General features: G+C 74.7%; 9 protein-coding genes. 2 read left to right on the plus strand and 7 right to left on the minus strand.

All coding sequences use genetic code 11. From position 1 onward, the window contains the following. Positions 1-76 precede the first annotated feature (76 nt). Together DVH02_RS33615 and DVH02_RS33620 are read right to left on the minus strand one after the other, a co-directional pair. The gene (locus tag DVH02_RS33615) at positions 77-1606 is read right to left on the minus strand and encodes a leucyl aminopeptidase (protein ID WP_114627617.1); all 1530 of its coding nucleotides are present in this window, start codon (positions 1604-1606) and stop codon (positions 77-79) included. Positions 1607-2031: 425 nt separating this feature from the next. Next, the gene (locus DVH02_RS33620) at positions 2032-2889 is read right to left on the minus strand and encodes an adenosylcobinamide-GDP ribazoletransferase (RefSeq protein ID WP_114627618.1); all 858 of its coding nucleotides are present in this window, start codon (positions 2887-2889) and stop codon (positions 2032-2034) included. A 95-nt stretch (positions 2890-2984) separates the two neighbouring features. Between DVH02_RS33620 and DVH02_RS33625 the strand changes: the two genes are divergently transcribed. Next, positions 2985-3743, plus strand: a complete 759-nt coding sequence (locus DVH02_RS33625) for a hypothetical protein (protein WP_114627619.1) — start codon at positions 2985-2987, stop codon at positions 3741-3743. 67 nt (positions 3744-3810) lie between these two features. On the opposite strand, the gene DVH02_RS33630 is transcribed toward DVH02_RS33625, so the two are convergent. The 4 genes from DVH02_RS33630 to DVH02_RS33645 form a co-directional block, all read right to left on the minus strand. Continuing rightward, on the minus strand, positions 3811-4473 hold the full coding sequence (locus tag DVH02_RS33630; RefSeq protein ID WP_114627620.1) for a hypothetical protein: 663 nt from the start codon (positions 4471-4473) through the stop codon (positions 3811-3813). Beyond that, positions 4470-6317, minus strand: a complete 1848-nt coding sequence (locus DVH02_RS33635) for a phosphatidylglycerol lysyltransferase domain-containing protein (RefSeq protein WP_114627621.1) — start codon at positions 6315-6317, stop codon at positions 4470-4472. The genes DVH02_RS33630 and DVH02_RS33635 overlap by 4 nt, the downstream gene beginning before the upstream one ends. Before the next feature lie 74 nt (positions 6318-6391). Beyond that, positions 6392-7459, minus strand: a complete 1068-nt coding sequence (gene cobT, locus DVH02_RS33640; RefSeq protein WP_199566516.1) for a nicotinate-nucleotide--dimethylbenzimidazole phosphoribosyltransferase — start codon at positions 7457-7459, stop codon at positions 6392-6394. A 259-nt stretch (positions 7460-7718) separates the two neighbouring features. Then, positions 7719-8945, minus strand: coding sequence for a bifunctional adenosylcobinamide kinase/adenosylcobinamide-phosphate guanylyltransferase (locus DVH02_RS33645; protein ID WP_114627623.1), 1227 nt, complete (start codon positions 8943-8945; stop codon positions 7719-7721). A 92-nt stretch (positions 8946-9037) separates the two neighbouring features. Here DVH02_RS33645 and DVH02_RS33650 point away from each other — a divergent pair, with 92 nt between their 5' ends. Continuing rightward, positions 9038-9247, plus strand: a complete 210-nt coding sequence (locus DVH02_RS33650; RefSeq protein WP_114627624.1) for a hypothetical protein — start codon at positions 9038-9040, stop codon at positions 9245-9247. Positions 9248-9409: 162 nt separating this feature from the next. Here DVH02_RS33650 and DVH02_RS33655 read toward each other — a convergent pair whose 3' ends face one another. Then, on the minus strand, positions 9410-10498 hold the full coding sequence (locus tag DVH02_RS33655; RefSeq protein ID WP_114627625.1) for a S1C family serine protease: 1089 nt from the start codon (positions 10496-10498) through the stop codon (positions 9410-9412). Between the last annotated feature and the right edge of the window lie 300 nt (positions 10499-10798).

The raw sequence follows: 10798 nt of genomic DNA on the forward strand, positions 1-10798 counted from the left end.
GGGGGCGGGGGTGGCGGGGGGCACACGCCCTACCCGTCCCGTACCCCCGCACCCGTCGCCGAAGGCGACGCCGCGGCTACCCGAGGTCGCCCGACGCCGCCCGCTCGGCCAGCTTGACCAGCGTACGGACCGAGGAGCCGGTGCCGCCCTTGGGCGTGTAGCCGTAGGGCGCGCCCTCGTGGAAGGCGGGGCCCGCGATGTCCAGGTGGGCCCAGGTGATGCCCTCGCCGACGAACTCCTTCAGGAAGAGACCGGCGACCAGGCCGCCGCCCATCCGCTCGCCCATGTTGGCGATGTCGGCGGTGGGGGAGTCCATGCCCTTGCGCAGGTCGGCCGGGAGCGGCATCGGCCAGGACGCCTCGCCGGCCTCCTCCGCCAGCTCGTGCAGCGTGGTGCGGAACGCGTCGTCGTTGGCCATGATGCCGAACGTACGGTTGCCGAGCGCCAGCATCATCGCGCCGGTCAGCGTCGCCACGTCGACGATCGCGTCCGGGTGCTCCTCCGAGGCGCGGGTCAGCGCGTCTGCCAGCACGAGCCGGCCCTCGGCGTCGGTGTTGAGGACCTCGACGGTCTTGCCGCTGTACATGCGCAGCACGTCACCGGGGCGGGTGGCGGTGCCCGACGGCATGTTCTCGGCGAGGGCGAGCCAGCCGGTCACGTTGACGCGCAGCCCCAGCCGCGCGGCGCTCACGACGGCGGCGAACACGGCGGCGGCGCCGCTCATGTCGCACTTCATCGTCTCGTTGTGCCCGGCGGGCTTCAGCGAGATGCCGCCCGAGTCGTACGTGATGCCCTTGCCCACCAGGGCGAGGGTCTTCTCCGCCTCGGGGTGGGTGTAGGCGAGCTTGACCAGCCGCGGCGGGTTGGCCGAGCCCTGGCCGACGCCGAGGAGACCGCCGTAGCCGCCCTTGGCGAGCGCCTTCTCGTCGAGGACCTGCACCTTGATGCCGTTCTCCTTGCCGGCGGCGGTGGCCACGGCGGCGAAGGCCTCGGGGGTGAGGTCGTTCGGCGGGGTGTTGATCAGGTCGCGGGCGCGGTTGATCTCCTCGGTCAGCGCGATCGCGCGCTCGGCAGCGGCCTTGTGCGCCTTGTCGCGCGGCTTGGCGCCCAGCAGGGCGACCTCGGCGAGGGGGCGCTTGGGGCCCTCGCCCTTCTTCGCGTTCTTCTCGCCGCCCTGGTACGCGGTGAAGGCGTACGCGCCGAGCAGGGCGCCCTCGGCGATGGCCGCGACGTCCTCGGCCGCCTCGACGGGCAGCGCGAACGCGGCCTTCTTCACACCGGACAGGGCGCGCGCGGCGGAGCCCGCCGCTCTGCGCAGGGTCTCGGCCGGGTACGCGTCGCCCTTGTCCGGGAGGGGGCCGAGCCCGACCGCGAGGACGACCGGCGCCTTCAGCCCGGCCGGCGAGGGCAGCTTGGTCACCTCGCCCTCGGCGCCCGAGGCACCGAGTGTCTCCAGTACGCTGCCGAACTTTCCGTCGAACGCCTGGTCCACGGCCTCGGATCCCGGCGCCGCCACCAGGCCCTTGGTGCCCTTGGCGATGCCGACGACGAGCGCGTCCGCGCGCAGTGCCGCCGCGCCGGAGGTGGAGAGAGTGAGAGCAGTCACGGTGGTGAAATCTCGCTTCCGTAGAGTTCTTTGGCGGTCGAGTGGTGGGCCGACCGTGCCCGCCGCGTCGTCGTCAGTGCCCCCATGGCCGTGATCCGGCCGCGACAGCGGCGGTAACGAGCCTACGCTCAGTGATGGACGTCTCTCACGGGGGCGGCGGTTCGCCCGGCCGTGGGCGGCCCGGCGGCCGCGCGGACAGGCGGGGCGGCTCCACGCGGCGACGGGCGGCACGCGGCGGCGTCGTCGTCGGGCCGCGACGCTCCGCGACGCCGCCCTCCTCCGCCTTGCCCCGCTCGCCCCTCGCCCGCTCACCTCCTCCCGCGCACCTCTCCGCGCGGCCTCTCGTCCGTGCGTGCCCGCGGCGTCAAGTCCCGCCGCCCGTAAGCCACTCCGTGCCCCGGGCCGGTGGCCGGTCGCCGCAGGCGCTACCCGAGCGCCAGCGCGACCAGCGCCGCCGTCGCCGCCGTCTCCGCGAGCGCGCCGAGGACATCGCCGGTCACCCCGCCGAAGCGGCGTACGCAGTGCCGCAGCAGCAGATGCGCGGCGCCGAGACCGACGAGGACCGCCAGCGCGTGGTGCCCGGCGCCGAGGAGGCCGAACGGCGCCCCCGCCGCCGCGCCCGCCCCGGCGCAGAGCAGCGCGGCGGCCACCGCCGCCCCTGCCGGTACGGCCCCGGCCACCGCCGCGCCGAGCCCGTCGGGGCGGGCCGGCGGTACGCCCGTACGGCAGGCCAGCGTGAGGGCGAGCCGGGCCGTGACCCCGGCCAGAAGGACGGCGAGCGCGCCGTGCGCCCCGCTCTGCCCGTACAGCGCGCTCACGGCGGCCACCTGCGCCAGCAGCGCCAGCAGCAGGGTGACCACCCCGAACGGGCCGATGTCCGACCGCTTCATGATCCGCAGCGCGTCCTCGGCGGGCTTTCCGCTGCCCAGGCCGTCGGCGGTGTCGGCGAGCCCGTCCAGATGCAGCCCCCGGGTGAGTACGGCCGGGACGGCGACGGCGGCGACGGCCGCCAACTGCGGCGTCGCACCCGCCCACAGCGCCAGCGCGCCCGCCGCCGCGGCCGCCCCGCCCACGACCAGCCCGGCGGCCGGCGCCCACAGCATCCCGGCGCGGGCGGCCGGACGGTCCCAGCGCGCCACCCGGACCGGCAGCGCGGTGAGGGTGCCGAAGGCGAACCGCGCGCCGTCGGCCGACGAGACGCGCGCGGCCCCGGTCCGGCCCGCCGCGCCGTCCGCCCGGCCGCCCGCCGCGCCGTCCGTACCGCCGCCCGGGGCGCCGTCCATGGAAGTCATCGCGCGAGCGTAGTCCGGGCGCCGGAACGGCGAAGGCGACGAAAGCCTATAAATTACCCGTACCGCACCAGTCGGAAGCAGGTGGCATGGGTCACTGGTTTCACCAGAACATCGTCGAGCCGGGCAAGCTCCCCACGCTGCTCGCCCTCGCGTCCTTCGTCCTCGCCTTCGCCCTGACCCGTACGGTCACCCGGCTGATCCGGGCCGGCAAGGGGCCGTTCCGGAACATCACCCCGGGCGGGGTGCACATCCACCACGTGGTGCCCGGCGTCATCCTGACCGTGATCGGCGGCTTCGGCGCCGTCGGCAGCGGCCGGCACGGCGTCGGCGCCTCGGTCTGCGCGGTGATCTTCGGCGTGGGGGCGGGTCTGGTGCTCGACGAGTTCGCGCTGATCCTGCACCTGCACGACGTGTACTGGACCGAGCAGGGACGGCAGAGCGTGGAGGCCGTCGTCATGGCCGCCGCGCTGGCGCTGCTGGTCCTCAGCGGCTTCTCGCCGCTCGACGTCGGCTCCCTGACCCCCGGTGAGCGGCAGAGCCGGGGCTCGGTCGCCCTGACGCTGGTCGTCAACTTCGTCTTCGTGCTCATCACCCTGGTCAAGGGGAAGCTGCGGATGGCGCTCGTCGGCACGCTGGTGCCCTTCGTCGCGGTCGTCGGCGCGCTCCGGCTGGCCAAGCCGACCTCCCCGTACGCCAAGCGCCTCTACCGCGACCGCCCCAAGGCGCGGGCCAGGGCCGCGCTGCGGGCCTACCGGCGCGACGCCCGCTGGGCGGGCCCGCGCCGCCGGATCCAGGACTGGATCGGCGGGACGCCCGACGAGGAGCGGGGACTGCCGCCGCGCTGAGCGTCCGCGCGGCAGGGGCCTCCCGGGTCAGGTCCTGGCGGTCCCGGCCTGATCCAAACGAAAGACCCTAACCGCGCGGCCCGCGCACCCGGGACAGCGCCGCGCACACCACCAGGACGGCGGCCGTCGCCGCCAGATGCTCCCGCCCCGCCAGGTTGTCCTTGACGACGCACTCGGCCACCAGGGCGATGATCACCACCCCGGCCGTCCACCACGCCCGGTAGCGGCGGCACACGAAGAGGGCCAGCCCCACCACCGCCGCCGACGGGCCGGTGTCGACGATCAGCGCGTCGGAGGCGGGCAGCCCGAGGAACGCGTCGGGTCCCAGGGCGATCCCCACGCGTGCGTAGAGCGTCCCGGCCAGCGTCGCCACGTACGCGATGGCCAGCGTGCGCCACCGGCCCAGGCAGATCTCGGCGAGCCCGAAGACCACCAGGATCTGCCCGAGCGCGCCCCACACCGGAAGGTCGAGCGCCGGTACGAACAGCGACAGCGGGGTACGCAGCAGCGCCACCCACAGCGGGTCCTCGGCCCGTACCGCGCCGAGGTCCATCACCGGGCGGTAACCCCAGGGCTGGTTCTGCACGAGCTGCAGGAGCCCCGTCAGCAGCACCGACCCGACCGTCAGCGGAACGGCGCGGAGCCCGCGCGCGGCCAGCGCCTGCCGTACGGCCCTGACCGGTGGTCCCCATTCGCGGCGCGCGATCTCGCGCGGTCCCGCGCGGTTCACCGACGGCTCTCCAGCCGTCGGCGGTGCAGCCACCCCGGCAGGGCGGGCGCTTCGAGGAAGCCCTCGGCCCGGCCCGCCGCCACGCCGATGCGCAGCAGATCGGCGCTCTTCTCGAACAACATGAAACGCGGCTCCCAGATCGGGCGGTACTTGGCGTTGGCGCGGTAGAGCGACTCGATCTGCCACCAGCGGGAGAAGAAGCTCAGCAGCGAACGCCACATCCGCAGCACCGGACCCGCGCCCAGCTTCGCGCCGCGTTCGAAGACGGACCTGAACATCGCGAAGTTCAGTGAGACCTGAGTGATCCCGATCTCTCCGGCGCGCTGGAGCAGTTCGATGACCATGAACTCCATCAGGCCGTTCTCGCTGTCCCGGTCCCGGCGCATCAGATCGAGCGAGAGGCCGTGCGGCCCCCAGGGCACGAAGCTCAGCACCGCCTTCAACTCGCCGGTGCCCGGCCCCTCCGGGCCGTTCTCCCGGCATTCGAGCATCACGCACCGCCCGTCGGCCGGGTCGCCGAGCCGGCCGAGCGCCATCGAGAAGCCGCGCTCGGTGGCGCCGTCGCGCCAGTCGTCGGCGCGGCGCAGCAACTGGGCCATCTCGTCGGCGGGGATGTCCTCGTGGCGCCGGACACGGACCTGGTAACCGGCGCGCGCCACGCGGTTGTACGCCTGGCGCACGGTGCGCATCGCGCGCCCCTCCAACGTGCTGCGACTTCCCGGGGGGTGACCCCCGGACCCCCACCCGGCGGTCTCCACGATCGCCTCGTCGCCCAGCTCCAGCGCGTCCATGCCGTGCCGGGCGTAGATGGTGCCGGCCTCCTCGCTCGTTCCCATGACGGCCGGAATCCAGCCGTGTTCCCTGGCCTCGGCCAGCCACTGGTCGATCGCCCCCGGCCAGGCCTCCGGGTCGCCGATCGGATCGCCGGAGGCGAGCGAGACCCCGCCGACCACGCGGTAGGCGACGGCGGACTTCCCGGTCGGCGACCATATGACGCTCTTCTCGCGGCGCAGCGCGAAGTACCCCAGGGAGTCGCGCTCCCCGTACCGGTCGAGCAGCACCCGCAGCCGTGCCTCGTCGTCCTCGGTCAGCGGATCGACGGCCCGACGGGAGCGAAAAGCCGCGTACAGCACGGCGAGCAGCAGCAGCGTGGAGAGCACGTTGATGGTGACGTTGACCCAGCCGGGGGTGGAGATGCCGGGGAACCGGGTGCCGTCCGTCGACAGCGAGACCAGCCGCATCCCGCCGTAGCGCCAGCGCTCCGCGAAGGACGAGCCGCCGTGGCCGGTGTTGGTGAGGGTGACGAGCAGGTCGGCCAGCAGCGAGGCGGCCAGCAGCCCGCCCACCGCCACGGCCGCCGCCAGCTTCGGATTGGACCGGTCGCCCTTGGCGTAGAACTCCCGCCGCCCCAGCAGCAGCGCGCACACGAAGGCGGCGGTCAGGACGAGGGAGGCCCAGTTCTGCGGGTAGTGCCGGATCTCCGGGAGGAGCATCACGAAGGCGAGCAGCAGCAGGAAGGACCCGGCGATCACCAGGTTGAGGATCCACGCGGCGCGCTTGCGGCGGCGCATGGTGATCGCGAGGAAGAGCGTGAAGACGCCCGACGCGAAGCCTGCCGTGAGCAGGTACGGGGTGAACAGGTCCTCGGTGTTGTGCCGACGCAGATCCTGGCCGAAGGAGACCCAGAAGGCGCTCAGGAAGTTCATCGACGCGACGACGCGCAGATACCAGACGGCGAACGCCGCGCTCCTGCGCGAACGCGCGGTCCCTCGCTCACCGGTGACACCCCGGGCAGAGACCGGGGCCCGGCTCGATCGGTCGGCAGCCAACTGAACATCTCCCATGAAAAGCGATCATATGGGGCATCGCGTTCCACGTTGGACGGTGCGACCGCCGACCGGCGGTCGCACCCGATGTCTCACTCGGCCCCGATGGTGTCCTTCTCGGCGCCGGACCGCTCCGGCAGCTCCGCGGCGAGCGCGGCGGCGGCCTGGACGAGCGGAAGCGCGAGCAGCGCCCCGGAGCCTTCCCCCACAGTGACGCCCTGGTCCAGCAGCGGGTTGAGCGCCATCCGGTCCAGTGCCTTCGCCTGCGCCGGCTCGCCGCTCAACTGGCCCGCCAGCCACCAGTCGGGCGCCCGGAACGCGGCCCGCTGCCCGACCAGCGCGCACGCCGCCGACACCACGCCGTCCAGGATCACCGGCATCCGCCGCACCGCGCTCTGGAGCAGGAAGCCCGTCATCGCCGCGAGATCGGCCCCGCCGACCGCCGCCAGCAGCTCCAGCTGGTCCCCGAGCACCGGCCGCGCCCGGCGCAACGCGTCCCGGACCGCCGCGCACTTGCGCATCCACGCCAGATCGTCGATGCCCGCGCCGCCCCGCCCGGTGACCACCGACGCGTCCGTGCCGCACAGCGCGGCGATCAGCGTGGCCGCCGCCGTGGTGCCGCCGACGCTCAGATCGCCCAGGACCACCAGATCCGTACCCGAGTCCGCCTCCTCGTCCGCGATCGCCATGCCCAGCCGTACGGCGCGCTCCGCCTCCTCGGCGCTCAGCGCGTCCTCGATGTCGATCCGCCCGCTGCCGCGCCGCACCCGGTGCCGTACCACCTCGTCGGGCAGCAGCTCCGGATCACAGTCGAGACCGGCGTCCACGATCCGTACGGGCACCTCCGCGCGGCGGGCCAGCACGGCGACCGGGCTGCCGCCCTCCAGTACCGCCCGCACCAGCCGGTGCGCGCCCTTCGCGGGCCGCCCCGACACGTCGAGGGAGGCCACCCCGTGGTCCCCGGCGAACAGCACCACGCGCGGCTGCCGGATCGCCCTGACCGGTACGGCGCCCTGCGCGGCGGCCAGCCAGTCGCCCAGCTCGTCCAGGCGCCCGAGCGCCCCGGACGGCACGGTCAGCCGCTCCCGGCGCTCTTCGGCGTCGCGCCGCACAGCGCCGTCGGGGCGCTCGATCAGGTCGGAGAAGTCGTCGAGATTCAGCGAACTCATCCGCCGACACTATCTCTCCTTTTTGAGGGCTCGGTTCGCCTCCGGGGCGCCCGAGCCGGCGCCGACGGTCGACCGTGCTCGGTTTGTTCGTCCCTCACAAACCTCCGCGCGCTCTCCCTTTCGGCACCGACGCCCCCCTTCGGCCACTCGCCGGGGTTCGTGGCGGCGGGCGGAGGCCGAGAGGGCGCCGGAACCCCTGCCACACCGGGCAGTTGGGCAACAGGACGCCTCCCGGCCCGCCAACCGCCCCTCACCGCAGGGGCAGCGCCTGGCCCGCCACCACCAGCAGCACGTGCTCGCACTCCGCGGCCACCGCCGCGTTGAGCCGCCCCAGTTCGTCGCGGAAGCGGCGGCCCGCGAGGGTCGCGGGGACCACGCCCCCGCCCACCTCGTTGGTCACGGCCACGACCGTGCGCCGGGTCTCGCGCACCGCGCGCGCCAGCTCCGCCGTGCGCTCCCGCAGCGCCTTCTGGCCGCCCGCCGCCCACGCCGCGGCGTCGGTGGACCACGCGTCGGCCCGGTCCATGGCGTCCGTCAGCCACAGCGACAGACAGTCGATCAGCAGCGGCGGCCCGTCCCGCGCCAGCAGCGGCACCAGGTCACAGCTCTCGGTCGTCCGCCAGGACGACGGCCGCCGCTCGCGGTGCAGCCGTACCCGGGCGTCCCACTCCGGGTCGCCGTCGCGCCCGCCGCCCGTCGCCACGTACAGCACCTCGGGGAAGGCCGCGAGCCTGCGCTCGGCCTCCCAGGACTTCCCCGAGCGCGCCCCGCCGGTCACCAGCGTCCGCCGGGGCACCTCGGGGACGGGGTGGTACGCGCCGACCGTCAGCGTCGTCCCGTCCGGCACGGCACGCGCCCCCGCCGCGGCCAGCCGCCGGTCCAGCTCGGCGCCGGGCGGCACGTCGTGGTCCAGATGGACGGCGAGCACATCGGTCGTCGGCCCGATCGCCCCGGCCGCCCGCAGCCGGGCCACCGCGTCGGGCCGCCCGACCACGTCCGCGGCGACCATGTCGTACGGCGCCGGTACGGGGGCGGGCGCCGAGCCGCCGTTGTCCGTCACCCCGGCGGGCGCTCCGCCCGGCGGCAGGTACAGCAGCCGCTGCCCGCCGGACGCCGTCACCTCGTACCCCGTGCCCGGGGCGTCCATCGCCACCGCCCGCACCCGGTGCCCGCCGAGCAGCGTCAGCACCCGGCCGTCGGCGACCCGGCCCGCCGTCGGCAGCCCGGCGGGCAGCTCCACGGCGGGCCCGTCGTGCGGATGGGTGAGCAGGACTTGGCGCACCCCGGCCAGCGAGTGCCCCGCGCGGGCCGCCGCGAGCGGGGCCCCCGGCGTCAGGTCCAGCAGCAGGACGCCGTCCACCAGCAGCGCGGTGGCGGCGCGGGCGGAGGCACCGCGCGCGGTCGCGCACGCGGCGCACGGGCAGTGGGGGCGGGGGAGTCCGGCGGGGGCGCCGGTGCCGAGCAGAGTCAGTTCCACGAGGACGATCCTCCCGCGTCACCGCTCAGGGTGCGCGCCCGGCTACGCTGCGGGCAGGAATTCGATCACTTTCTCGGGATCGGGAGGCGCACATGGCGTGGACGTGGCGGTTCGAGACGGCCGACGGGACGGAGGTCGCCCCGGCGGTGGAGCCGGAGGAGTTCACCACGCAGGGGGACGCCGAGTCGTGGGTCGGCGAGGTCTGGAAGGACCTCCTGAAGGGGGGCGCTGAGCAGGTCACGCTCTTCGAGGACGGCAGCGAGATCTACGGCCCGATGAGCCTGCGGGCCGACGGGAGCTGACCCCGGGTACGACGGTCGCGGCGGTACGGCCGCGTACCGCAGCCGCGAGCCGCGTACCGCAGCCGCGAGCCGCGTACCGCAGCCGCGAGCCGCGAGCCGCAGCCGCGAGCCGCTAGCGGCAGCCGCGAGCCGCAGCCGTCGTCGTCGCGACGTCCGCCTCCGCTACGCCTTGCCGAGCGTGACCTCCACCGTCTTCGCCGTCCCCGACCGGCTGTAGGTCACCTTCACCTTCTGCCCCGGCCGGTCCGCCGCCAGCTCCTCGGACAGCGACTCGATCGTCGTCACCGGAGCGCCGCCCAGCTTGGTGATGACGTCCCCGGCCCTGATCCCCGCACCGGCCGCCGCGCCGCCCTTCGCCGTCGCCACCACCGCCACCCCCGAGGGCTGGAGATCCGCGCTGAGCACGGTGCGGCCCGTGATGCCCAGGGCCGCCCGGCCCGAGTCGGTGACCCGGCCGTTCTTGATGATCTGGTCGGCCACCGTCTTGACCATGGACACCGGGATGGCGAAGCCGATCCCCGGCGCCGCGCCGTTGCCCAGCTGCTGATCGGTCGCGGCGAGCGTGGGAATGCCGATCACCTCGCCGTTCAGATTGACCAGCGCGCCCCCGCTGTTGCCCGGGTTGATCGCGGCCGACGTCTGCACCATGTTGGCGATGGTCGCGCCCGTACCGCCGCCCTCCGAGCCCTCGCTGACGGTCCGTCCGACGGCCGAGACGATGCCCTGGGTGACGCTGCCGGAGAGCCCCAGCGGAGACCCCATGGCCAGCACGATCTGGCCGACCGCGACCTGGGTGGTGTCGCCGAACTTCGCGGCCCGCAGCCCGCCGGGCACCGAGTCGAGCTTGATGACGGCGAGATCCTGCTGCGGGTAGCTGGCGACCAGCGACGCCTTGAGCGGCTGCTCGCTGTTGGCCACCGTGACCGTGAACGCCCGCTGCTTGTCCACCACATGGGCGTTGGTGACGATATGGCCCTGCCCGTCGTAGACGATGCCCGAGCCGAGGTCGCGGCCGGTCTCGATCTGGACGACCGACGGCAGCACGTTCTTGATCACCGTCTCGTAGTCCGTCTGGAGGTCGCTCCCGCCGCGCCGCTCGGCGGCGGCCCGCGTGGTGGTGCCGGACATCGACGTACCGGAGCCCGCGGCGGTGGTGCCCGAACAGCCGCCCACCAGTGCGGCCAGACAGATCGCGGCGGTCATGGCGAGCGGGATCCGGCGCCGGGGGCGGCGGTGAAGAGAAGCAGTCATGCCCGGAGTATCCCGTTTGTCCCCGGGGTGTGGCCTGCGATGCGCCGCCGATCAGGGGGGCGGGGAACGGCGCGGAGAGCCCCCGCGTCGCCCCGGCTCCCCGCGCCGCCCCGGCTCCCCGCGTCAGCGCGCCGCCGCGAGGAACTGCGTCGCCGCCAGCTCCCCGTACAGCGCGTCCCCCGCCACCAGCTCCTCGTGCGTGCCCACCGCCCGCACCCGCCCGGCGTCCCGCAGCGCCAGCTCGTTGACCGCGTCCAGCTGCGAGGTCGCCTCGTCGAGGAGCAGCAGCCGGGGTCTGCG

Source organism: Streptomyces corynorhini, from assembly GCF_003346515.1.
In the GTDB taxonomy this organism is placed as follows: Bacteria; Actinomycetota; Actinomycetes; order Streptomycetales; family Streptomycetaceae; genus Streptomyces; species Streptomyces corynorhini.

Excerpts from the sequence above, each read along its gene's own strand:
- DVH02_RS33620 (WP_114627618.1), bottom strand. The coding sequence starts at position 2,889 with ATGGACGGCGCCCCGGGCGGCGGTACGGACGGCGCGGCGGGCGGCCGG.
- DVH02_RS33625 (WP_114627619.1), top strand. The coding sequence starts at position 2,985 with ATGGGTCACTGGTTTCACCAGAACATCGTCGAGCCGGGCAAGCTCCCC.
- DVH02_RS33635 (WP_114627621.1), bottom strand. The coding sequence starts at position 6,317 with ATGGGAGATGTTCAGTTGGCTGCCGACCGATCGAGCCGGGCCCCGGTC.
- DVH02_RS33650 (WP_114627624.1), top strand. The coding sequence starts at position 9,038 with ATGGCGTGGACGTGGCGGTTCGAGACGGCCGACGGGACGGAGGTCGCC.
- DVH02_RS33655 (WP_114627625.1), bottom strand. The coding sequence starts at position 10,498 with ATGACTGCTTCTCTTCACCGCCGCCCCCGGCGCCGGATCCCGCTCGCC.